A 25,197-nucleotide genomic window follows, 5' to 3' on the forward strand; every position below is an offset into this window, starting at 1 on the left:
CATTATGTTTTTTATACCAGGACAAGTTATTGCTGCACTCACCTTCCCCGGTGTTATCGTACACGAGTTTGCGCACATGATATTTTGTAAGATCCGAGGAGTAGCTGTGCTGGACGCATGTTATTTCCGAATCGGAAACCCTGCAGGCTATGTCATTCACGAGCGCACCACAAACTTCTATTCTTCTTTTCTGATCGCGACCGGTCCTTTTCTCGTGAATTCTATTCTATGCTTCCTCATCTGCCTCCCGGCATACGTGCCGATCTCGGTCTTTGATGTAACCAGTCCACTATCAGCCGCATTGATGTGGTTAGGGGTTTCAATCGGCATGCATGCCATACCGTCCACCGGCGATGCCAACAACATGTGGCAGGATGCCAAGACCCACGTACGATCGCTAAACCCGCTGGCAATACTGACGTTCCCGCTGGTTGTAGTAATCTATGTCTTCAACGTGCTCCGCGTAATATGGGCCGACCTGGGCTACGGCATTCTGATCGGCGTAGGGCTGCCTTCCTGGATTTTTGGCAGCTAGTATTTCAATGCAGTTAGCGTAGCTTGAGTACACTTCTCAGTGAGATCTATATATTCTTACTGAAGGAACCAAGGTTACGTTATAGGAATTTAGAAAGTGCATTAACAAAGAAGGCTGGCTCACTTTTGAGACAGCCTTCTTTTTAGAGGGGGTATGTCCTAAAACTTGTACGCTACGGCTGCTGTGAAGTTGCGTTGTTTTTGCGGGTTTACAGACCAGTAGCCGATGTAGTACTGCTCATCTGTAATGTTGTTTACGCTAAAGTTCACACGGTACTTTTTTGCATTGTAAAATACGGTACCGTTCAGCAGCATGTAGCTTGGCAGGTCAAACGTACCCGTTACGCTGTTGTCAACAACACGGTATTCGCTGGCATAGTTGCCGCCAACGCCTACGCCAAAGTTTTTGAGGATGCTGCTGCTAAACCGGTATGTAGCCCAAAGGTTGACCTGGTCCGACGGGCCCTGCCCGCCTGATGCACGGCCAACCTCATTGTAGAAATCTGTTGGGTTTTCCGGGTTGGGGTCTACCACCTTGTTGGAATTATGGCTAAAGCCAGCGATCAGCTCAAGCCCATGAGCCGGCTGTGCGCTTAGATCGATCTCAAAGCCTTTGCTGCGGACGGCACCGGTTTGCAATCCAGTACCCGCGGGGGTATCCACAACCCGGTCGGATACTTTGATATTGTAATAAGAGACCGTAGCAGAAAATTTTTCTGAAAGGTATGTTTTCACTCCGAATTCAAACTGATTGGCATGTTCCGGCTTGTACGATCTTACTTCACCGGTAGGCTCGAATGTTTCTTCATCGTAAACGGCCCTTGGTTCAACATTCACAAAAGCATTCATGTAGTTCGCAAATACCGATACCTTGTTTAAGACAGGTTGGTATTGCAGCCCCAATTTTGGCGATACGGAAAACTGACTATAGTCATCATCGGGGTTAGATTTATCGCCGTTTGAATCGAAATGATCTGCACGAAGACTTACCATCGCCGAAAATTTCGGCGTAAAATTGATCACATCGGATACATACATGCTTGCCGTACTATTTTCAATGTCAGTAAGCACTTCGCCTGTTGGGCCAACCAATGCGTCAACCGCACTCCGCGTGAGCGGTATAGGCGCTTCTTCCCCAACAAAATTACCATCTTCATCAAAAATAAGATCGCCGCCTATTTTATCGCCTTGTGGCGTTACCCTGCGGCCTACACCATAGCCACTGCCTTGATCCGTGGCGTTGCGACGGTAATAATCAAACCCCACCAGTAACCGGTTGCGCAATCCGCCTATTCTAAAATCACCGTTAAAGTTTTGCTGGATATCAACGGTTTTCATATCGTAATCAGCCACATGAAAAGAAAGATCAAAGTACTCGTCGTTCGCATTTTCATCATCATAGATGTAGCTGTAAATGCCATCCGATTTGGCGCTTCCACCGGATAGTACCGTTTGCGACTGCCACTGGTCGGATATTTTGTAAACGGCCTGCGCCTGAAAATTCAGTCTTGGGTTTTTAATGGTCAGATCGTTATCGGTAAAAGAAAGTTTGGGATTGAGATTAAGCGATTCAATGCTGTTAAAAGGAAGCGGATTTACCCTGTCTGTATTAAAAAATACCGGCGCTACCGCGCGTTTCTCGCTCAGTATTTCGGCCATCACTGTAAAGCTTAGCTTATCGTTAACCTCCCATGCCAGGGATGGTGCAATGAAGAAGGATTTCTTGAAGCCCGCATCCTGAAAACTTTCCTCGGTATGATACGCTGCGTTTAACCGGAACGCTATTTTTTCGGTTTTGCTCAGTGGGGTATTTATATCAATACTTACCCTGTGCAGGTCAAAGCTGCCTATGTTATAGGCCACCTCACCACTAAAGCTATCAAATACAGGCTTTTTTGTAATGGTATTTATCATACCCCCATAAGAATAGGTGGTACCGCCAAACAGCGTTGCCGATGGACCTTTTATTACTTGTATCTCCTCTACGTTGGCGATGTCCAGGTTGCCATTGGTCAACCCCGGCAGACCGTTGGTTAAGGTAGGCTGCGTCTCGAATCCACGCAACGCAAAATATGCACCGCCATCACCTTCGCGACCGGTTGATCCCCACGTGCGCGAGATACCCGGTACGTTACGAAAGGCATCATCATAATTTACGATGCCCTGCTCTTTCATCAGCTCGGCAGGCACTGAGCTATATACCTGGGGGTTCTCCAGATCGGCAAGCGGCATTTTGGCCACAATGGTATTATTTTTTGCCTTAAAGGCCGATACGTTAACCTCCTGCAGAAGAGCCGAGCTTTCTGCCAGTAAAAAATCTACTACGGCGTTGCCGCCGGCGGTAACTGTTACGCTCTGCTCCTTCTTCTCCAACCCTACCCCGCTTGCGACAATTACATAGTTGCCCGCTTTTATTGATTTAATAAGATAATTACCCTTTTCATCTGCGGTGGTGCCGATAGTTGTGCCTTTTACGGTTATAGACGCTTGGGTAGCCGGGGAATTGTCCGACATTTTTACATTACCGCTAATGGAGCCATTCTGGGCCAAGGCAAAGGCGGGCAGCATCAGTAATAGTGTGTAACAAAGTAGTTTTCTTGCCATGAGATGGAGGTTATAGGGGGGCAAAACTATTATTTATAATGATTCCAAACAACCCACTTCAACAAAAAAGGCCTGTTAAAGCCATCAATTCTTCTCAAGCTTTCAAAAATGTACTAATGGAAGCAACGTTCTTGCAATTCGCCGGTCTTTACCCTGTCCGGTGATTTAAATACTTTTCTTTTAGTCAGCATCGTTATCCGGAAGGCAGAGAATAAATTATACAAATAAGGTATGTATAAAAGCTACATCAGGATTGGGTGGAGGAATCTGCTAAAGAACAAAGCTTATTCCTTAATAAACATTGGTGGACTCGCGGCAGGGATGGCTATGGCGATTCTTATCGGACTATGGATCCAGGATGAGATGGCGTTCAACACTTATTATAAGAATTACCACAGCATCGCGCGCGTAATGCAGAACTATACCTTGAACGGGGAGACTTTCACGAGCGCAGCGTTACCCAGCGCCCTACGTAACGAACTGAAAAACAATTACAGCGACAACTTCACCCACGTAGTGATGGCACTGAGCGCGGGGAACCGCATCCTTTCTGCTGGCGAAAAGAATTTATCTATGTTGGGCGAGGTCATCGAGGCAGTCGGGCCGGAAATGTTCAGTCTGAATATGCTTCAGGGATCGCGGTTCGGACTGCGTGATCCTCATTCCGTTTTGCTTTCTCAATCTGCGGCCATGGCACTCTTCGGAAGTGACGACCCCATGAACAAATCCTTGCGTATCGATAATCGAATAGACGTAAAGGTGGCCGGTGTCTATGAAGATCTGCCGCACAATACACATTTTCATGGCGTAAAATTTTTTCAGCCATGGGAGCTGTTCGTGTCTGAAAATGCCTGGGTGCATCAGCCGAGCTTCACGGATAATTTCGCCAGCCTCTACGTGGCGATCGCGGACCGCACGAGCTTCGAAGCGGTGTCCGGTAAGATCAGGAACTCTATTTTGGACAACATCCGGGGGCATGCGAATTCGGCCTCCACGCCACAGGTTTTTCTTCATCCGGTGGCGCAATGGCATTTACGTTCCGAATTTAAGAATGGCGTCAACACAGGGGGATTGATTCAAACGGTGCGGCTATTCGGTATTGTCGGTGTCTTCGTTTTGATGCTTGCCTGCATCAACTTTATGAACCTGAGCACGGCACGTTCCGAAAAAAGAGCGAAGGAAGTGGGCATACGGAAATCGGCCGGATCTGCGCGCACGCAGCTTATGAGCCAGTTTTTCATCGAATCGTTTTTAGTGGTGTTGCTTGCTTTCATGCTGGCACTCGTTGTGGCATCGTTCTCGCTCAACTGGTTCAACACGTTGGCCGGGAAGCACATCGGAATGCCGTGGACAAACGTATACTTCTGGTTGTGCAGCATGGCCTTTGTTTTTATTACAGGGATGCTCGCGGGCAGCTACCCCGCATTTTACCTGTCTTCGTTCAATCCTGTGCACGTGTTGAAAGGAACTCTGCGCATTGGAAGGTTTGCATCTTTACCTCGGAAAGTGCTCGTTGTAATACAGTTCACCGTTTCGGTGATATTGATCATTGGCACTATCATTGTCTACCGGCAGATTCAGTTCGCTAAAGACCGTCCGGTAGGTTATGACAAGAGCGGTTTAATAATGATCCCCATGACCACACCAGATTTTCAAGGGAAGTACGATGTTTTTCGAACGGAATTGAAAAACACCGGAGCCGTCATGGAGATCGCAGAATCATCGAGTCCCCCCACGGATATATGGAACAAAAACGGAGGGTTTGACTGGAACGGAAAGGATCCCGCCTTCGCTCCGGAATGGGCAACACTAACGGTAACGCCTGAGTATGGAAAAACAGTAGGCTGGCAGTTTGTGAAAGGCCGCGATTTTTCGCGCGACATCGCCAGCGATTCTGCTGCTTTTATTATCAATGAGGCCGCGGCAAAAATGCTAGGATTTGAAAACCCCGTGGGAGAAATTATCCGGTGGCAAAGTGGGTGGCGGAGTCGGTACGCAAGCTTTACCGTATTGGGCGTAATTAAAGATATGGTCATGAAATCACCTTACGACCCGTCCTCACCTGCTGTATATTTTTTAAGCCCCTATGGCACTAACTGGATTAACGTGAGGATCAACCCGGAGATGAGCCTGGGGGAAGTGCTTCCGAAGATTGAATCCGTCTTCAAAAAAATAGTTCCGACAGCACCGTTCGACTACAAATTTGCCGACCATGAATACGCATCAAAATTTGCTGCAGAAGAACGCATCGGGAAATTAGCCTCCGTGTTCGGAGCACTCGCCATACTTATCAGTTGCCTCGGCCTTTTTGGGCTCGCCTCCTTTGTCGCCGAGCAACGCACCAAAGAGATCGGTATTCGCAAAGTGGTGGGCGCTTCTGTCTTCAGCTTGTGGAAAATGCTATCGAAGGATTTTGTCGTGCTGGTGATCATCTCCTGTGTTATCGCCATTCCTGCAGCGTATTATTTACTGGCAGCGTGGCTCCAAAAATTTGAATACCGCACGGAGATATCGTGGTGGATATTTTCTGCAACGATGATCGTTGCGTTGGTCATCACGTTGCTGACGGTAAGCTACCAAGCCATAAAAGCTGCTTTGATCAATCCCGTGAAAAGCCTGAGGTCGGAATAAGTGAGGGGCATCCCGACCAAGGAGGATTTGCTTTCGAGATTTTGCATAGCTTTGGCTGTAGAATCATGACAAAAAAAGGCTCATGTTTTCACATGAGCCTTTTATAGCAGATGCCCAGGTTTATAGTTCTTCCGGTTGGAATACGTTCACTTTGCCATCACCTTCGCAGCTTGAAACGAGGAGGCTGTGTCCGGTCGGGCTGTCTTCCGCCGAGATAAACAATATACCTTCCGGCGCATCGCCGGTGTGTAAAGCTTGCAGTAACTGCGGCGCGGCCGGGTTGGTGACGTCCACCACCACTACCACGTCGGCGCGCTCCACGCCGACAAATGCCAGCGTCTTATCGCCGATCTTACCGACGGTTACGTTCTCCGGCTCTACACCTTTGTCGTCGCTGCGGGCATCATCGTATTGAGCGGGTAATTTTTCCACGATAAATTTCTCCAGCTGGCTGCCGCTATCGAATACCAGTTCTCCGGTAGTGCCATTCCAGATAGAGAAAGAGCGTGCGCCGAACGTATATAGTTTATCGTATAAGCCGTCGCTGTTAGTATCACCCATCGTGTTGGTGATTTTCAGTCGCCCGATAACTTCGTCGTCTTGCAGGCTTTCGTCTGTGAAAACAGCCGGATCCAGATCGACGCTTTTAATGCGGCTTTCTTCATTGTAAAGATCACCTTCTTCATAGCCGTCCAGCGCGTCGTCGCTCGTCGGACGGATCCGGCTATCACCCTCGTTGGCGGTGATCAGATAGGTTGTACCGCCGATCGCAAAAGAAGCAATGCCGTCGGGCATATAAATTCCCTGCACCGGGCGTGTGACAAATGTCACGGCACCATCTTCATCGCTGGCGTCGAGCTCGTTGCCCGCCTTGCTGTGATCCTTGAAACCCAACGGAAAGATGTTCTCGATTGTTTTACCGGTAATGTTAATACGCGCAATGGCGTTGTTCTCCTGAAGTGTGACCCAGGCCGTCTTTGAATCGGCCGAAATAGTGATATATTCGGGCTCCGTATCCTTCGCCAGTGTATTGGATTCACGGCTTTGACCCGGCAGGCGGAAACCTTTCTCGCGAAGCGCGTCGGCCTGACTTTCAAAGCCGCTAAAGTCCAGGGTTGTTGCCGTGTAGCTGTTCTTGACATCAATAATGGAGATTGAACCGACGGGATCGATCTCGTATGCTTCGTCCGGCTCACCTTCGTTGGCCGAAAGAATATAATTGCCGTCGGCACTGAAGACAACCATGTCGGGCAGCGCGCCGACCGTCGGGCTGGCCTTCACCGTCATGTCGGCTGTGCTCCACACCACGACTTTGCCAGGGTTGGTCTTCGGGTCAGCTTCGATGGCGGCAGCCAGCAAACCATTTTTTACCGCCACGCTGTTCACGCCGGCGCCAAAAGCAGCAATGTCCAACGAGGTGCCTTGTCTCTTCGGCGCCGAAGGGTCGGTCATATCGATGATGTCGATGGCGGAGCTCACCGCATTGACGACAAATAGCTTTTTCGTAGCAGGGTCATACGCGGATATTTCGGCCGCGGTCTCGCCTCCCACCAGTGTAATCTCGCTTATGGAATTAAACGCAGCCGGGTTTTCCGCAGGAGTCTCGGGTTCTTCCGTGTTCGGGCTATCGTCATCGCTACAGGCAGCTATAAATAATGTCGCTGCCAGCAGCGCATACGTAAACATTTTTTGCATAAGACTACGTGAATTAAGTAATGGATTAAGAATGTTTGATGGGCAACGCCCAGGTTGAATTTGGCAGCAAGTTCCTATCGAACATGTATTAAGACCGCGATCTCCTGGTTAAATTATTATTAAGTGATTGTTATGCCTTACAGGGCATACCCGTGGTGCCTGCAGGTTTCTTTTTTGAGGCCCGGTTATTAAGCGGCCAGCGGCAATTATTGAGTGGTAACGACGGACGTTGGCGAATGCTCGTACTTTATGCCGGCTTCCCCAAAATCGTTAAACATTCAATTCAAGAATCATGAAACTGAAAATTTTACAGTCTGCAGTATTGACACTCGCCCTGTGGCTATCCATTGCCGGTGCGGCCATGGCCCAGGCCAAGGTGGTTGGGTATGTGCCCAACTGGATCGACATTAACAGCTATGCCAATACCTTAGATTATTCGAAGGTTACGCACCTCAACATCGCATTCGAGAATGCCAACTCCAGCGGTAACCTGTCGTTCAATTCTGCCGGAAACAACCTCATCACGCGGGCTCATGCCAACAACGTGAAGGTGCTGGTTTCCATCGGTGGCGGCAGTGCTTCTGAAGATGCCAACCAGCGTAACATTTATTTTAATCTGATCAGCGCTTCACAGCGAGCGGCCTTTATTCAAAAGCTTACGGCCTATGTAACAGCCCATAACCTGGACGGCCTTGACATCGACCTGGAAGGGCCCGCTATCAATGGCGACTATGGTGATTTCATTCGCGACCTTGCCAACGCGCTGCACCCTATGGGTAAGATCATTACGGCTGCGCTATCGGAAGGATACGGGGGCACGAACGTACCCACGGCCACGCTTCAGCATTTCGATTTCATCAACATCATGGCGTATGATGCCACCGGCCCTTGGAATCCTAACGCGCCAGGTCAACATTCATCGTATGCCTATGCGCAGAACGCTATTACTTACTGGCAGGGACGTGGCCTGCCCGTAGCCAAGACTGTATTGGGCGTGCCTTTCTATGGATGGGGCTTTGGCGCAGCCTTTCGCAACGGCGATTATTCATATTCTGAACTCGTCAATACTTACGCTGGCGCCGAAAACCAGGATCAGGTAGGTAGCACGATTTATTACAATGGTATACCTACGATTAAAGCTAAGACTACATTGGCCCTGCAACGCGGTGCCGGTGTGATGATCTGGCATCTGGCTGCCGATGCCACCGGCGCGAAGTCGTTGCTGTTGGCCATCGATCAGGTTATCAAAGGCAGCGGTACGGACACGCAGGCTCCTACTGCACCTGCCAGTCTGCGCAGCACGACCACCAGCGCTACCAGTGTAGCCCTGGCCTGGAATGCCTCGACAGACAATGTGGCTGTCACCAGCTACGAAGTATTCCGGGGTGGCGTATCGGTGGGCACTACCGCGTCTACAGCCTTTACCGCGACCGGCCTTACCGCCAATACGAGCTATAGCTTTACCGTAAAGGCAAAAGATGCCGCCGGAAACGTGTCTGCGGCCAGCGCAGCCCTTACGGTAACGACCGGCACAATGGCAACAAACATTGCCCTGAATAAAACGGTGACGGTTTCATCGGTGGAAATAGCAGGGCTCGAAGGCCCGAAGGCTGTGGATGGCAATGCCACCACCCGGTGGTCCAGCGTACAGGCTGTCGATCCGCAATGGATCTCGGTGGATCTTGGCGCGAGCTATTCGGTAACAGGAGTTAAAGTAACCTGGGAAGCCGCCTACGCCACAGCGTACCAGATTCAAATCTCCGCCGATGGGTCAACCTGGAACGATCTAAAAAGCATTAGCGGCAATACGGCCCTGGTGAACGACCACGCCGGCCTGAGTGGAACCGGTCGATACCTACGCATCCTTGGCACTGCGCGCGGCACGGTGTATGGCTATTCCATTTACGAGCTGGAGATATACGGCACGGCTGCCCCAACATCGGCAAACCTCGCACTGGGCAAAACGGCGACGTCTTCCTCCATCGAAGGCACGGGTCTGGAGGCTTCCAAGGCCGTCGATGGCAACGCCACCACCACACGTTGGGCCAGCATCGAAGCGGTAGATCCGCAATGGCTGTCTGTCGATCTGGGCGCCAGCTATGCCATCAGTTCCGTTAGGGTTACCTGGGAAGCAGCGTACGCCAGCACCTACGCGATAGAGATTTCTACCGACGGGTCGACCTGGAACAATCTAAAAAGTATTACCGGCAACACGGCGTTGGTAAACAATCATACGGGTTTGAGCGGCACCGGCCGGTATATACGTATTTACGGCACCGCCCGTGGCACTGCATGGGGATATTCGATCTTTGAGCTGGAAGTTTACGGCACGGCAGCTGTCCAGGCCGCATCGATCGCGCCCCTTACTGACGCCAGCATCAGCGTTTACCCCACCCTGACCGAAGACCACGTAACGATACAACTGCCGGAAGGCGGGCAGCACCTGGCCGTCGTTACCGTAGTGAACGCTTATGGCAGGTCGTTCATCTCGCAGACGGTTACTGAAAACAAAACTACGTTACAGCTCTCGTCGTTACCGCAAGGGCAATACATCATCCAGGTAATATCCGGGCAGGCCAAAGCTGTCAAGCGGATCTGGAAGAAATAGATATGATAGTAGCCGGTAAGTATTTTCTTACCGGCTACTATTTCACCTGGGTGATGTGAGACTAAAACTACGCTATGTTAAAGGTAACGCCTGTTAATTTTTCGGTCAACTTCCACAGTTGTTTGGCGCTGGCTTCGTCTAACGAATACGGCTTTACACCATTGGGTATGGATGAATCGACCGCTAATTGAGCAATATCAACATCTTCGAGGTACACGCCGCCCATCTCTTTTAATGATGGAGTCGTTGCAGCCCACACTGTTGTCGCCGCACCCTGCGGAATAGTTTTTAGCGATGCGATCACTTCCGGTAAAAATTCTCCTTTTTCATCTACAAAGCCAAATTGCCGTAATATTTCTATTGGCGCTTCCCGGGTTAATTCTGTTCCAAAGATATTGCCGGGATGTATTGAATATACTCTTACCCCGAATGGTTTAGCACGTTCGTCCAATTCCAGTGAGAACAAGTTAACAGCGGTCTTTGAGTGTCCATAACCCTGCAACGTGTCATATGCACGATGCTCAAAATTGGGGTCTTCAAAATTGAACGGTGCAAAATGGTGTCCGAGAGACGATAGGTTGATGACTCTTGCACCATGTGCTTTTTTTAGCGCACTCCACAGTCTGGCAGTAAGCTGAAACACGGACAGGTAATTGGTCGCAAGCTGCGATTCTATCCCTCTGGCATCACGTCGCAGCGGTACAAACATGATTCCTGCGTTGTTGATGAGCAGATGCAACGGTCTGCCTGAAGTCAAAAACTTATTGGCGAAGGTGTCTATAGATGCCGGATCGATGAGATCCATTTCTTCTATTTCAACACGGGTGATTCCTTGCAGGTTTTTCTTTGCTTTTTCAACGTCTCTTGCCGGTACGATAACGGTTGCCCCCGCGTTAGCAAGGGTTTTTACCGTTTCTAACCCTATGCCTGTGTTACCGCCTGTAACGATGGCTATCTTTCCTGTAAGATCAATCCCTTTGATTACATCACTTGTCGTGGATGTGGCGTTAAACCCGGAACCCGTTGGTTTCTGTAACGCTCCTTCATAGTTGTTCTGTTTCATTTTGATCGTTATTTCATTAGAGTCCGTAAATACCGCCGGAAGCGGAAATTCTCTCCCCAGTAAGCCACGCCGATTCATCAGACGCCAGGAATACGGCTACTTTCGCATGTCTTCCGGCTGCATGCTACAAAGCTAGATCATGAACATATCTTTCGGTAACTTTGTTACAAAAAGTAACAGTAACCCTCAGGTAACAAAGTAACATATGGAGTGCAAACCGGAATTTCAGGACGATCGCAAAAAAGAAATGCGGGCTGTTCACGATGCCATGGATGTGCTGAACGGGAAATGGAAGATCTATATCATCTCCTCAATCTGCCACTACAACAAAAGAAGGTTCTCTGACATTTTGGAAGACGTAGTCGGTATCTCGAACAAAATGTTGAGCAAGGAGCTAAAAGAGCTGGAGATCAATAAATTAATTAAACGAACAGTTTTAGAGACGCAGCCTATAACGGTTCAGTATGAGCTGACGGAACACGGCAAAACATTAAAGACTATCATTAGCAATCTGACAGATTGGGGAATGAAACACCGAAAGGAAATTATCGGAAAAGATTAAATACCCCGTTACTGTTATTTAGTATCCACCCGTATATGTCCGCCGGATTTAAACACATCATGCGATACAAAGTATCCTTTCATGGTCTTTCCGTTCAAAACGATTTCACTCATACGCCGGCCGTTGCCTTTGTGCTCGACGATTAGCGTTTTGCCGTTTGGCTGTCTCCATTCTATTTTATCGAACATTGGCACTGTTACAATGTACGTCGGATCAGTTGCCGAAAAGGGATACAGTCCCAGCGCGCAGAATACATACCACGCAGACATCTCGCCGGCATCGTCCATCCCGCATAATGCAAGACCCTCGTCACCGATGCCGTAGAGGTTGTTCATGATTTGATCGATGATCTTCTGCGATTTCTCGGGTTTACCGATGAAATGATATGCAAAGGGAGCTTCGTGATCGGGTTGGTTGCCGTGACAGTATTGCCCTATCATCGATTCAACATTTCTTGCGATGTGTTTCGGATTCCACGGCAATGTGAAGAGAGAGTCGAGCTTCGACTCGAAAGCGGCATTTCCCCCATAAAGTGAGATGAGACCGGGCATGTCATGCGGCACATAAAATGAGACCTGCCATGCATTTGCCTCCCGGTACATATACTCGTAGTACGGATATTGGGGATTGAAATTTTTGATCCACTCCCCGCTCTCCAGTCGTCCTCGCATGAAACGCGTTGACGGGTCAAATACGTTTCTATAATTTTTCGACCGCTGCATGAACACCCTGTAATTTTCGGTGTCTCCAAGTGCCTCGGCCAGCTTCGCTACGGAATAATCGTCATAGGCATATTCGAGGGTCTTCGATACACCCGCCTTGGCCTTCGTTTCTACGTGCGGCTTCGCGATGTCAGGATCTGCTATGTACCCCTTCTGAATATATTCTTTGATATGGGGCCGCGCACCACCTTCCAGATTGGCATTTCGCAACAGCAATTGATACGTGCCCTTTACGTCAAAGTCTGTGATGCCGCGCAGGTATGCCCCTGTGATGGAGGATGCTCCATGGTCACCGTGGAAGAATGTCGGTATAAATCCCGTTTTATCGCCCACGTCCTTGAGCGACTTGATCACGTCAAGCGCCACGCGCGGAGAGACTATTTCCAGCAGAACATCCTTGTTGCGATAGGTATCCCAGAGGGAAGGCTCTGTGTAATAATTAAAATCGGCATGCACCACGTTGCGTTTAGCGTCGGTGTATTCTCCGTTGACGTCGCTTCGGAGCGCAGGCCAGAGGAGTGATCGGTAAAAGCACGAATAGAACATTGTCCTTTGTTTTGGTGTGCCTCCCGTCACCTTGATGGTGGAAAGAATATTCTCCCAGGTCTGCTCCCCTTCCTTCCGTATCTGGTCGAACGACTTAACACCGATTTCTTTCTCGAGATTCTTTTTTGCGTTCTCTATGCTCACAAAAGATAGAGCGATCTTCATTTCAACAGGCGTGTTGCTCCCGTTTTTCACATGTAAGATGGAGTAGCCGTCCTGACCCGATTTATTCTGCACGTCCAGCTTTTCAACTTCTGTATTGAGAATGGCATAAAAGAAGATTTTCTCGCCCCGCGTTGTCTGATAGCCTTTAATAGCCCGGGTGCCGTCCTGTTCGATTGTCCATTCGACTACCTTGTTATTAGCGCGTGCGAGATCGAAGATAATTTTCCGGTCTGTGTTGTTTTTGTATGTATAGCGGTGATAGCCGCACCTCAGCGTGGACGTAAGCCCGACGTTGACGTTGTAGTCATCGAGGTAGACTTCATAGTACGCAGGCGAAGCCTTTTCCCGCTGATGGCTAAAGTGCGATCCCGATTTGTATGAAGCGGCCTGGTCTGCCGATACCGGCAGCACGGGGATGTTACACAAGTTCCAATGCCCTTTGTTCGTGTGCGTGAATCCATAAATAACATTGTCTTCGTACTCATACCCTGCACCGGAGCCGTACTCTGTCATAGGACTTAGCTGAACCATGGCATTGGGCAGCGATGTTCCCGGAAACACCAATCCCGCCCATGACCGCCATCCTTCCGGCAGCTTGTAGCCAAGGATAGTCGAATCGGTAAGGGGTGCCGTCCCGATAAGAGGATTCACATAGGAAATGTATCGGTTATCGGTCTGGCTAAAACACGCATAGCCTGAGACAAAAAAGCAAACCGTCAGTGATAAAAATCGATTGAGCATATTCGGCAATGTTCTTGTAAATCCTTACGTAAAAAAGGAATCGTAATTTCGAATTTAGCATGAAGATGTCATCCGTGCAATCGAGAGCAGGAGGAATGGATGTATTAGCCTGTACAAGGTGCTAACGCATGGCTTATGGGGAAGTGGTCGACCTGCTCTGAAGCCCGTCAATGTGCCGGATCAGGTCAGTTCCTACACCAGAATCTTTGCCTGCGGCATGCCGTTCATGCAGGCGCCGACCAGGTTTTTTGGCCGACGCTGCAATGGGACAGTTACCGCTACTTCAGTTCTCTGATCTTAATATTCTTAAAGGACACTCCGCTGTCGTGATCTTGTAAGGCTATGTGTCCCTTCCGTGCTTTACCGAATCCGGGCATGTCCTTAAACTTGCTTTTGAACACCATCTCATCCCACTGTGTTGTATACATTTCGAAGTCAGCGATTTGATAGCCGTTGAGCCAAAACTGGCATTTGCCTTTGTTTACAATCAGGCGCGTGTTATTCCACTCTCCCGCCAGATTTGTTGCCACCAGTTTGCTTTCTATCAAATCATATAAGTCGCCGGCCCGATGTTTTTTAATTCTTGCATCCGGATGACAGAGATTGTCCAGCAGCTGCATTTCCGGGCCGGTCTCCCAGGGGTTGCTATACTCTTGTGAGCTCGTAACATGAAACATAATTCCGCTGTTGCCACATTTTTCGATCTTCCAATCCAGGGCCAACTCGAAGTTTTCGTATTCCCCGGCAGTAATGATGTCGCCGCCGGCAACATTATTCGGCTTGCCATACGATTTGTTCAATGTCAGGACGCCGTTGCGTGCCTGCCATGCGGGTCCTGCCTTTGCGCCTTTGAATGACTGCCAGCCGGATGTCGTTGTACCGTCGAAAAGCAACTTCCATCCTTCCTTTTGTTCTTGCTCGGTCAGGGTATTGACTGAAAGCGCCTTCGCCTGATTTTTAAAACCTGGTGTAGCTGCCGGTATACTGTTGAGGGTATACCATCCTTCCGTCGACCATAGGTTTCTACCGGTGTTGCTTCTAAACATTCCCTTCAAACGTATATACACCACGTGCCCCGGTTGCATGCCCTCGATTTCGAGGAATACCTTCTTCCGGTCGGGGGAAATATTGACGGTTTTGACTGTCAGGAATTTCTCATCGAGCTTTGGCCCACCGTAATCTGCAGTAGGCTTATAATACCATTGCTTGATTTCATAATCCGTTGCCGAGGTGCCATCGGTATCCGCGAGCGGCTCGGTCATTTCAATCTCCATGCCATTCGACCGGGCTCTGACAGCCAGCATTTCAAAGGCGGGATTACCCGTCCAGATCAATTTCTGAAGCCCAAACCATTTTCCGCCGGCGTGCGCCCAGTTGCCCGGGTTGCCAATCATGCCTGCATACAACGCTCCGTCAGGTCCCCACACAGCGCGGTTTACACCGCCTTCAAGTCCCTGGGTGAAACGAAACACAACGCCCTGCAAATTGCCGTCCACTTTCTCCATAAACACACGCTTAAATCCACCGTGCGTTACTTCTCCATGCAACATCTGTCCTTTATAGGGGCCAACGTTAATCGGTACCGGCTGGCTGGGCGAATTGCCGATCTCGTCTTGCGGAAGCCACACGATGGGCAGCTTTTCGGTTAGTGAAGCCGTCCCTGCCGGATCAACCGAACGCGAACCGTACCACGAGCCATTGGTAATATGTACCAACTTACTGGACGGCAGCCAGTCACCCTGGTTGTCGGCAACAAACAGCTCTCCTTCTGCATTGAAATTGATTCCATTGGGCGTACGAAGGCCGCTGGCGATAAATTCATGATGCCCATCTTTCTTGGAGATCTTAATTACTTTTCCGCGGTCGGGAATCTGAGGCTGTGTGCTGGCACCACCGGGATTGATGGCCGTCGCCAGCGCTGCGTAGAAATATCCGTCTTTATAGGCCAGTCCAAAGGCGAACTCGTGAAAGTTAGCAGAGACCTTCCATCCGTTGCATACTGATTCATATCGATCGATTATTCCATCCTGATCCGTATCGAGCAGTCGGGTCAGCTCATGCTTCTGGAGCACATAGATGGTATCATTTATCACCTTTATCCCCAGAGGCTCGGCGAGGCCGGAAGCAATGCGGGTTACTTTTATTTTCTCCGGCGCGTGACGTGTTACGCCTTCCAGCTTGTAGACCGGTCCTGTTGAATCCCAGGTGCAGAGAATCAAACTGCTATCGGATAAGAAATCCATTCCGCCGACCTTCGGCTCAAAAGAAGAAGGACGAGCCTGCTCCACCTTAAAGGATGGATGTATGCCGGCCTCATCCCGTCGATCACCGGGAATACTCCGCACCAACTCGCCTGCCGGCACGTACGGAACGGACCGCTTGAATTGTGCAGTAGTGTGCACCAGGCTCTTGTCGTCGATCACAGCAAACTTACCCGCATCATGCGTGGCCCACTGTAGCGACAATGCCAGGCCCCCGCCGCCCTGATAGAAAATAATCTCTACCGGATGCTTTCCTTTTTTAAGGACGATCTCTGCTTCCTTCGCCTCTGCGGCATGAAAGCCATCATTGTCAATGAATAGTTTGTTGTCCAGCCACATGCGCGACCCATCATCACTCACGAGGCGGAACACGAAGTTATCGTCCTTTTCTATAGTGATAAAACCTTTGATATGCAGCAGCATATTTTCACGCGACTTCGGGACATTCTGGAAGCTCTCTTCGTTAAAATGTATGGACGGCGCAACGGCTGTATAGATCGGATCTGCATGTTGGGGTAACTCGTATAGATTCGTATTTGCCGATTCGATGGTGTAAAGCGATACCGCCAGGCCGGGGTACTCTTTATTCTTGTCGCCCTTCTCAAATTCGTTCTTTTCATCCAGTTGAACCTGTGTGAAGGGTGTCGATACGCCGATGCCATTATCTGGTGGCGTTTCCGTTCCGAGTGTTTCGCCATCCAGCGATAGCACATAAGAGACCATCTTCGCGGCGTCCTGCTCCATCAGGTCCGGGTGTGGAGACATGGGAACGGCGCCCCAGTTACCCGCGCCACCTGCCATCACTTTTTCAGTCAGCATCTTCACGTTTGCTTCGGTGAAGGTGTACTTTTTAGCGATGTCTACGTAGGACGGCCCAACGGTTTTGACCTTTTCGTTATGGCAGGTTTTGCAATCGGAAGTTTCAATGAGCACCGCGCCTTGCGCCAACAGGTCGCCTGGCTGAGCATCGTCTTTTTTATCGGGCTGCTCTTCGAATCCGGGATGGAAAAATACCTTGAGGACAGTATTGTCCTTTTCATTCAATAGCACCTCCACCTCGGCGCCGTATGTCGTTCCAGCCTGGCTCTTGTTTTCTCCGGAGCTGATAACGTTTACTTCACCGTTGCACGCGTAATCATCCGCTTGCTGCATGTTTGAGAGCATTGTCCTGATCTTGACCCGTGTATTCGCGGGGGCATTGACGACCCGGAATGTACGGAGCAATCCCGGCTGATTCGATTTCGATTCATATTCCGGTGTCTCGTCGACAAAAATAGCATCGCCTTTTTCATTCTCCAGTTGAAAATGAAAGGTGACGTGATCGTTCTTTATACTATAGCCTCGAAACTGCGGAGCGACCGGAACATCCTTGCCGTTCATAACCAGATACCAGAACGAGCTCTTATCGGGTTGTGTGAAATAGGCATATCCTTTTGAGGAAGGTTGGGGGCCGTGATGAGTGGTGTAAACGGCGCCATCGAACACGACGCCACCTTTCCACGCCTTATACAGCTGACATGCTTGCGCATCGTAGCTCACATAGAGATTGTCATGTAACGCCACCGTGACCATTCTCGGCTTGTTGTCCAATACGGATCGAAATACCCAGGGATCGCGCGGTCGTTCGACCCTATTTCCAGATTCACAGCCGGCCATTACCGCAAACAGTAACGCCGCCAGTACTACACCTTTCACTTTACTAATTTTCACCATTGAAATAAGAATGATATGAAGACCCTGGGGGAAAACCACCCCTTGATGTCTCCGATGTTTTTTTATAAATTTGGTAGGTTTTAGTTCATGCAAATGGACATAACTACCCCGACAGTTTGGATACGAGCGGCAATTCATAGTCAAACCCGGGGATTCTTAATGCAAGTCGGTGATGTCCCAACATCACCGACTTTTTTTTGTATGTCTCTACTTCATAGGAACTTAGCGTTAAAATCAGCGAATTCATGTCGCCTTGACGAACAGAACAAGCGCTAATATATCCTCTTACTTTATAGTGCACAAACCTGGAGTTTTTTACTCTCTCCACGTAAAAAAAACGTCACGGCTGCTGAACAAAATACCAGAGGTGTAGTAACCAATATAAAAGTGGGCGCACAAAGCCGTGCGCCCACTTGTACAAACCAGCGTTTTACCCGCTGCCGTCGTCCCGATGCACTATTGGGTATCAGGAAAGCTGAATTACTGTTTTACGATAGAAATCGTCTCTTTCAATTGGTTGATGGTTATCTTATACGTACCGTCCTCACCTTCCTTCAGCTTGAAATTATTAATCGACGTACCGGTGGACGTAAACGATAACCGTGTCGCTGTCAGGTCAGCGCCGGAAGTTGGTGCGGCAAAAAATGTGGTATTCAACGCATCCTTCGCCACCGGAAATGTGAACTGGCCGCGCCCCGTTGAGGTAAGCTCGCCGGTCCACGTAAATACATGGGGATCGTTCGGATCTACCGTCATGGCTATTGCGTTCCCGGCGTCCCATCCTGCAGCGGTCGCGTCTCCGAGGATGTAAAGTTGCTCAAAGGGCTTATACTGCGTTATCATGATAGAAGGGTCCGGACCGATGTTGAGAAGAATTTTATAGGCATCTCGAACGGGAATATCCCATTTATTATCCGGGCTACCACCTTTAACAAGGTTGACCTCTGTGCTGGACAAATCGGGGTGATTCACCAGTGGCATATAGAAATCTCCCTGGTAGCTTCCTGTCGCAGTAGGAATTTTGAACTCGCCGAATATAACCTCGTTATACTTAAACTGATAGATATTGGTAGGGTCGGCAAACATTTCATCGGGGTTATTAATATCCCAATCTTTGGGTGTCGATTTACCTACAATCCACAGTTTTGTATACGGCGGCGGCGCAACATCCTTCGACACGGCTGTTGCCATGAAAGTAACCGGATCGGATTTAACAATTTTATCGGTTGCGAGAGCCTTCCCGGAAATTTGTGCCGTTACTTCCGCGGCCTGACCAACTTGCAACCCTAATTTATCGAGCAGGACATTATTAAGGTCCATATTTGCGAATTCTTTACTAACGTCGGTTGACACGTCGAACGTTGCAGTCTTTGCACCTGCGGTAAGGGTGAGCTGGCCTTCTACAAACATATACCTTAACGGTGCCCAGAACATCGTAACCGTTTCGCCGGAAGGATTTACCGGATCAACGACCACGTCCGCCTCCGAAACTGACAACGCAAGGGGCGGCTCAGGAAACTTACGAGCGGGTGTAACCGCAATTGTAACTACATTTGACGAACCAGTTTTGGTACTACCGACATATTTCCCGTATATGAAAACATCAACGTTCGTCTGTTTCCCTACTTCCAGTGAAAGAAGATCCAATAACACTCTATTAATTTCCGCCTGAACGAACCTTTTGCTGACAGCAGATAAAACGTTCACCGAGTCCGTCTTTCCATTTGCGGTAAAAACCAATTTATACTCGACGCGCGAAGTTTTCTCGGCGTGCCACGTAAAGGTAAGTGCCTCTACCGTTGGCCGATCGTAATCGATGACCACCTCAGATTCTGAGGCCGACAAAACGCCGACGTCTAATGGCACTTGTCGTGGGTCATCATCACTGCAAGAAATTAATGTCACCAGCGACAGAAGTGTCACCGCGTAATAAAAGCGGCTTACGTAGTTCTTATTTTTTTTCATACATGATTCTTTTTAGGATAGCCTCTCGTTCGACTGTTCGTTACCAAAAAGGATTCTGAACCAGGTTAGGATTTCTATCGATTTCAGATTGCGGTACCGGAAACCAGTAGTGCTTCTTGGTGAAGACGCGCGTTTGATACACCGTACGTTTATAAAATGCGTTCGGATTATTGCGGTCATCAGATTTCTCTTTGCCGAAGAAATTCATACCCTCAAAATCACCATTCAAAACTTCTTCGCCAATTTTCCATCTACGTATATCGGTATAGCGTATACCCTCACAGTTAAGCTCAACACGTCGTTCCCTCCGGATAGCGTCGCGCATGGCGCTCTGTCCCGGATCGGCAGCTAAAGGAGGTATGCCCGCACGCACGCGAACCAGGTTCAGGTAGGTAAGAACATCCGCGTGGCCGGGGTCTGTCTCGTTCAGGGCTTCGGCGTAATTGAGGTACGCCTCGCCCAGCCGGTAGAGAATTCCGGGTCTGTACGGGTTTGTTCCGTTCCGTGGATCATAATCCGGATGCACCTTCTTACGGACCAGATAACCATTTTGCGGCGCATCCCACGTTGGCCCGCCATCCTGCTGTTCTAAAAAGAAGTTCGTTTTTCGCTTTTCCCGACGGTGCCATTCCTCATTAAACATAACCGAGATATAAAAGCGGGGTTCACGGCGACAATACATATTATAAGTACCCGCCAGGGTGATCTTACCGGGCGCCTCCGCTATGTTCTCCCATTTTGTATTTGTCCGAACTTCGTCCGCAGCCGAAAAGCCGTCTGCCACATACCCGGAGGCCGGGTCCTTAATCGGCAGGCCATTTTCCATATAGAATGCATCCACGAGCGACTGGGTGACACCTAACCCACCGTTACCACCGGTGCCCCGGGGATTAGCATGTTTGTCATATTCGGAAGAGTTGACATCTGTCCGGGCGAACAGAATCTCATTATTGCCATCAATCGATTTTTTAAACATCATGTTCTGATAGGAAAGGAACGGATCAATGCTGGCGTCTTTATTATACTCGTAGTAAAGTTGGTGGCCAGCCTCATGCGCCTTTTCGATGAGCAACCTGCTTGCGTCGGTTGCACGTGTCCATTTTCCGGCGTCATAGCTGGAATTATAGAGCGGCATGCCTTTGTCGTTCACGAAGCCTTCGTAGTCGGGGTTACCGTTTACCAACGGGCTGGCCGCAAACAACAACATACGCGCTCTCACCGCCAGGCACATAATAGAAGTGGCCCTGCCAAATTTGCTGTTATTAGAATACGCAGCCGGCAGTTTTGTCGACAGATCTAAAAGCTCGGTATCGATCCAGCTGATCACGTCATCGAAAGGCGTTTGGCCGAGAAACAATTCTTCCGGCGTGGCATCGCTCTCGGTCAGGCCCGTAGTAAACGGGATAACACCATACATTTCCGTCATGAGCCAGTAGTAGTAGGCAATGAGAAAACGTGCTTCATACTTCATCAGCTCGACTTCCTCCTGTGTGACCTTTTGTTTTTCATTTGGCTTGACGTTATCGATAAAAATATAAGCCGATCGGATACGCTTCGGTAACACGTCCCAGTAATTAGGCTCCGTGTTGGCCGGCGTCCAAATCCCTTGTTGCCGGTCCACTACCCACCAGCCGAATTGTGCCCACCGGTAAGAAGGATTCAGGTCATCAGACAATGGATCATAGCCTATATGCCGGGTAAATCCCCAGTACGGGTCTGGAACACTGGAATAAACTCCGGCCAGCCAGTCTTCCGTGCGAACCTTGTCGTTAAATACCATTTCCAGTGTAAGTTGGTCATCTGGCATTTTGTCCAGATAATCCGAACATGACACAGCTGTAATCAGCAAAACAGCTAATAATATATTCTTCAGGAAATTCATACACATTCTGTTAAAGGTGTTTCAGCTTAAAATTCCAGGTTGATTCCCGCGGAGAAGGATTTCATGATCGGATACCGGAAACCGTTGCCCGTATTGATCTCCGGGTCCCACAGGTCAAATTTTGATAACGTCAGGATGTTGTTGCCAGAGACGAAGATCCGGGCGCTCTTTGCATGGGCCCTTTCAACAAATTTCTGCGGCAGGCTAATGCCTATTTCAACATGTTTCAGGCGCAACATACTCATGTCCTGAAGCCACCAGGTAGAAGGCCTGTTGTTGTTGCCGGCGGACTGAAATGATGCCCGTGGCCAGAATGCCTCCGGATTCGGGTTCTCTATCGTCCAACTATCGTCCAGCGCCGTTTCATATACATTGCCTGCAGCACCCCCACCAGAGCCCGGCAGGAAAAAGTCACCCCCTAACACTCTATACGTTCTGGCATTGCCTTGAAAGAAAAATCCAAAATCAATATTTTTATATCGGGCGTTGATGCCGAATCCATATACGATCTGCGGGTCAACGGTCCCTTTTAAAGCAGTCCGATCAATATTGGTTATGACACCGTCTCCGTTGAGGTCGGCATACTTAATATCGCCGGGACGAACCGGCCCGAGCTCAGCGCGCGGCAACGTACTGACCAGTACACCCTCCGCAATGTTTTCAAAATCGGCGTTGGTATATAATCGCTCCGCTACATAACCAAAATTCTGATCCACGGATTTACCGGTTGTAGAACGATATGTGCCGATTACGGAGGGGGCCTCATCCTGCTCAACGATTACATTTTTAGCATATGTAAAGGTGCCCTGTCCCGAAACAAACCAGTTTGAAGTCAATTGTTTATTTGCACTCAGCGAGAGATCAACCCCCTGATTCTTCACTTTACCATAATTTGCATTAGGCTTTTCAACAAAACCTGCCGAACTGGGAATTGTCTGGCGTTGCATGAAAATATCTTTGCGCTGCTCCTTAAAAAGGTCAACCTGAAGTAACACACTGTTCCAAAGTCCTAATTCAACACCCAGGTTTCCCTTCGTAACCGTTTCCCACGTGAGATTCGATACGCCTTTGATTCCTTCCCGTCGGCCAGCTCTGAAGTAGTCGTTATTCACGCCCCAACGATATCCATCGGTATCGCCGATCTTTGAGATGTAGGCGAAACGATTATTATCCCCAAACCTGTCGTTGCCTACCTGGCCGAGTGATGCTCTGAACTTCAGCCGCGATATGATTTCTTTAATCGACGACATAAATTCTTCCTCCGTTACGACCCAACCGAGCGCCGCGGAAGGAAAAAATCCAAAGCGGTTATTTTCTGCCAGGTTTTCAGAACCGTTATACCCAAAATTCGCTTCCGCGATGTATTTACGTTTGAAGGAGTAGGAAACACGCGCGGCAATACCTTGAAAGCGAAAAGGCAACGTTTGACCATTATCATAGCTTCGTTGGTTGTACAAAAACAGACCATCTAAATAATGGTTACCGATGTTATGGCTATAGTTTAAACTGCCTTCTATATAGACGCTCTTGTCGCCGAACTCTTGTTTAGGTTCATGACTTAGAAAAACCTGACCGAACCGGTCGATATCAAGCTCCAGTTCACCGTTTTCATCACGGCCTATGGCCGGCTTATAATAATCCGGGTCTTTTTTGCGCACCACGCTGTTTGCAGAATAGCGATCAAAAGAAAATAGAATGCGGCCGGTCAGGCCGGGGATAATCGCATCCATCGCCTGCTGAACAGAAAAAAGCGACTCAATCTTACTGGCACTTCCCCGTTCAAAACCCGTCTGCGTAGCAACGGACCAGGGATTTGTACGATCAGCATTCATCCGGGGAATTTCGCCACTTGAATACTGGGTTGGATGAACATGCGGCGCGGTTTGAAAAGCCTGATCAAACAAGAAGTCCATGGATTGTGGTGGACGGCTCGTCTCTTGCAAATAACCACCGATGTTTACCCGCAGCAACGTTGTGGGCGTAACGTCGAGATCCACATTCGAGCGGATATTATAGCGTTTTAATTTCATGGAGGAATCCCATTCCTGGTTGTGGTCACGGGCGACAACACCGGTTTCGCCATAATGCGAGCCCGTGATGGCATAGCGTAAAAAGTTGGTACCGCCAGAGGCCGTTAAATTGATCCTGCTGTTCGACGCGTTTGCATTCGTTATCGCATCCAACCAGTTCACGTCTGGATACAGATCCGGATCGACGTGGTTGCGCGTGTTGTTAATACGGTCTTCAGAGTAGTTTGGGAGTTGGCCCTGGTCTATCGAAATATCGTTCATCAGCGTCATATAATCGGCCGCTCCTATAAACTTGGGCAGCTTCACCGGGCTTGTAACACCTTGCTCATACCGCAATACGATGGAGGGTTTGCCCACCTCGCCCCGCTTGGTATTGATGAGTACCACCCCGTTGGCACCACGCACACCGTATACGGCACTGGCGGATGCATCTTTTAACACCGACACCGATTCTATTTCCGCTGGATCGATCGTATTCAACGAGCGCTCGACGCCATCTACCAACACGAGTGGCGCACGAGACCCCTGAAACGTAGAAATGCCGCGAATCCAGAAATTTGAATCATCATAACCAGGTTCGCCCGAACGTTGTACACCGATAATGCCGGCAACCTGCCCGGCAAGATTATTACTCAGCGATCGGGTTGTGCCATACTGAAGCTGCTTTTGAACATTCACTGACGAGATAGCGCCGGCGCTGGTATACTCCTTCTGTGTGCCGTAACCAACAATCACCACCTCGTTCAGCGCGGCTAAATCAGTAGTCATCTTCAAGTTCACGGATGGCTGCTCGCCCACCGCGACTTCTTCTGTCTTATAACCAATAAAAGAGAAGACGAGAACGACGCCCCTGTTGACATTACCGAGGGAATATTTACCATCGGCATCAGTAACTGTTCCAATCAGTGTCCCCTTAATCGTAACGCTAACACCGGGAAGTCCCATCCCCTCTTCGTCGGAGACTGTCCCCGTAATGGTTTCCACGAGCTCAATCGTCGACGACGCTTGCTCCGCGTTTTCAGCTTCGCTTTTAACATTCTGTTTCGTTAGAATAATGTAGTCTCCCAACAACCGGAATTGCACATCCCTCGGATTAAATATACCCATCAGAACATCCGACAATTTCTCGTCAGTGTACTCAACCGAAACTTCTTCATTAACTGAAATCGTTTGCGGGTTATAGGTAAATTTTATACCGACAGATTTTTCAATCTCCGATAAAATCTGCTTAATCTTTTTTCCTTGAGTATTAACGGATACGATCTCATCCAACACGCTCTGTCCGTATGCCTTGGTGGGACTTGCTGTCGCCATCCCTGATACTAAAACTATGAGCAATACCTGTAATACTGTAAGCCTCATAATCATCAAAATCAAACGCCAGTGTGTCTGACACGTCTTCATAAATTTTAGGTTTTAGGTCATGAAAAATGAACTTAACTACCTCTGGAGGATTGGATACGAGCGGCAATTCC

At 49.1% G+C, this 25,197-nt stretch carries 12 protein-coding genes; 4 read left to right on the forward strand and 8 right to left on the reverse strand.

Annotated features, from left to right (window positions below; genetic code table 11):
* Positions 1–4: 4 nt before the first annotated feature.
* A complete protein-coding gene (locus KK062_RS09300; RefSeq protein ID WP_254084009.1) occupies positions 5–535 on the forward strand; it encodes a metalloprotease family protein in 531 nt (176 codons plus the stop codon).
* 158 nt (positions 536–693) lie between these two features.
* On the opposite strand, the gene KK062_RS09305 is transcribed toward KK062_RS09300, so the two are convergent.
* Positions 694–3,138 (reverse strand): TonB-dependent receptor, encoded by a 2,445-nt coding sequence (locus KK062_RS09305; protein ID WP_254084010.1) that lies wholly within the window; start codon positions 3,136–3,138, stop codon positions 694–696.
* Between the two features lie 231 nt (positions 3,139–3,369).
* Between KK062_RS09305 and KK062_RS09310 the strand changes: the two genes are divergently transcribed.
* A complete protein-coding gene (locus KK062_RS09310; protein ID WP_254084011.1) occupies positions 3,370–5,769 on the forward strand; it encodes an ABC transporter permease in 2,400 nt (799 codons plus the stop codon).
* A gap of 120 nt (positions 5,770–5,889) precedes the next feature.
* Here KK062_RS09310 and KK062_RS09315 read toward each other — a convergent pair whose 3' ends face one another.
* Positions 5,890–7,464 (reverse strand): choice-of-anchor I family protein, encoded by a 1,575-nt coding sequence (locus KK062_RS09315; protein WP_254084012.1) that lies wholly within the window; start codon positions 7,462–7,464, stop codon positions 5,890–5,892.
* 292 nt (positions 7,465–7,756) lie between these two features.
* On the opposite strand from KK062_RS09315, the gene KK062_RS09320 reads away from it, so the two are divergent.
* The gene (locus tag KK062_RS09320; protein WP_254084013.1) at positions 7,757–10,072 is read left to right on the forward strand and encodes a discoidin domain-containing protein; all 2,316 of its coding nucleotides are present in this window, start codon (positions 7,757–7,759) and stop codon (positions 10,070–10,072) included.
* 67 nt (positions 10,073–10,139) lie between these two features.
* Here KK062_RS09320 and KK062_RS09325 read toward each other — a convergent pair whose 3' ends face one another.
* A complete protein-coding gene (locus KK062_RS09325; RefSeq protein WP_254084014.1) occupies positions 10,140–11,135 on the reverse strand; it encodes an SDR family NAD(P)-dependent oxidoreductase in 996 nt (331 codons plus the stop codon).
* Positions 11,136–11,340: 205 nt separating this feature from the next.
* Here KK062_RS09325 and KK062_RS09330 point away from each other — a divergent pair, with 205 nt between their 5' ends.
* Positions 11,341–11,697: a winged helix-turn-helix transcriptional regulator gene (locus KK062_RS09330; protein WP_254084015.1), complete on the forward strand. Its 357-nt coding sequence runs from the start codon at positions 11,341–11,343 to the stop codon at positions 11,695–11,697.
* Positions 11,698–11,711: 14 nt separating this feature from the next.
* Here KK062_RS09330 and KK062_RS09335 read toward each other — a convergent pair whose 3' ends face one another.
* The 5 genes from KK062_RS09335 to KK062_RS09355 all read right to left on the reverse strand — a co-directional run bounded on the left by KK062_RS09335 (position 11,712) and on the right by KK062_RS09355 (position 25,036).
* Entirely contained in the window at positions 11,712–13,871 is a 2,160-nt protein-coding gene (locus KK062_RS09335; RefSeq protein WP_254084016.1) for a GH92 family glycosyl hydrolase, read from the reverse strand.
* A 278-nt stretch (positions 13,872–14,149) separates the two neighbouring features.
* Complete coding sequence (locus KK062_RS09340) at positions 14,150–17,845, reverse strand: 3-keto-alpha-glucoside-1,2-lyase-like domain-containing protein (RefSeq protein ID WP_254084017.1); 3,696 nt, start codon at positions 17,843–17,845, stop codon at positions 14,150–14,152.
* Between the two features lie 480 nt (positions 17,846–18,325).
* On the reverse strand, positions 18,326–19,810 hold the full coding sequence (locus tag KK062_RS09345) for a SusE domain-containing protein (protein ID WP_254084018.1): 1,485 nt from the start codon (positions 19,808–19,810) through the stop codon (positions 18,326–18,328).
* Positions 19,811–19,850: 40 nt separating this feature from the next.
* Positions 19,851–21,698, reverse strand: coding sequence for a RagB/SusD family nutrient uptake outer membrane protein (locus KK062_RS09350; RefSeq protein WP_317195757.1), 1,848 nt, complete (start codon positions 21,696–21,698; stop codon positions 19,851–19,853).
* Between the two features lie 20 nt (positions 21,699–21,718).
* On the reverse strand, positions 21,719–25,036 hold the full coding sequence (locus KK062_RS09355) for a SusC/RagA family TonB-linked outer membrane protein (protein ID WP_254084020.1): 3,318 nt from the start codon (positions 25,034–25,036) through the stop codon (positions 21,719–21,721).
* Positions 25,037–25,197: the final 161 nt, after the last annotated feature.

Origin of the sequence: Dawidia cretensis, assembly GCF_018598175.1 — a bacterium.
Classification (GTDB): domain Bacteria; phylum Bacteroidota; class Bacteroidia; order Cytophagales; family Cyclobacteriaceae; genus Ohtaekwangia; species Ohtaekwangia cretensis.

Excerpts from the sequence above, each read along its gene's own strand:
- KK062_RS09300 (WP_254084009.1), top strand. The coding sequence starts at position 5 with ATGTTTTTTATACCAGGACAAGTTATTGCTGCACTCACCTTCCCCGGT.
- KK062_RS09305 (WP_254084010.1), bottom strand. The coding sequence starts at position 3,138 with ATGGCAAGAAAACTACTTTGTTACACACTATTACTGATGCTGCCCGCC.
- KK062_RS09310 (WP_254084011.1), top strand. The coding sequence starts at position 3,370 with ATGTATAAAAGCTACATCAGGATTGGGTGGAGGAATCTGCTAAAGAAC.
- KK062_RS09315 (WP_254084012.1), bottom strand. The coding sequence starts at position 7,464 with ATGCAAAAAATGTTTACGTATGCGCTGCTGGCAGCGACATTATTTATA.
- KK062_RS09320 (WP_254084013.1), top strand. The coding sequence starts at position 7,757 with ATGAAACTGAAAATTTTACAGTCTGCAGTATTGACACTCGCCCTGTGG.
- KK062_RS09325 (WP_254084014.1), bottom strand. The coding sequence starts at position 11,135 with ATGAAACAGAACAACTATGAAGGAGCGTTACAGAAACCAACGGGTTCC.
- KK062_RS09330 (WP_254084015.1), top strand. The coding sequence starts at position 11,341 with ATGGAGTGCAAACCGGAATTTCAGGACGATCGCAAAAAAGAAATGCGG.
- KK062_RS09335 (WP_254084016.1), bottom strand. The coding sequence starts at position 13,871 with ATGCTCAATCGATTTTTATCACTGACGGTTTGCTTTTTTGTCTCAGGC.
- KK062_RS09340 (WP_254084017.1), bottom strand. The coding sequence starts at position 17,845 with ATGGTGAAAATTAGTAAAGTGAAAGGTGTAGTACTGGCGGCGTTACTG.
- KK062_RS09345 (WP_254084018.1), bottom strand. The coding sequence starts at position 19,810 with ATGAAAAAAAATAAGAACTACGTAAGCCGCTTTTATTACGCGGTGACA.
- KK062_RS09350 (WP_317195757.1), bottom strand. The coding sequence starts at position 21,698 with ATGTGTATGAATTTCCTGAAGAATATATTATTAGCTGTTTTGCTGATT.
- KK062_RS09355 (WP_254084020.1), bottom strand. The coding sequence starts at position 25,036 with ATGGCGACAGCAAGTCCCACCAAGGCATACGGACAGAGCGTGTTGGAT.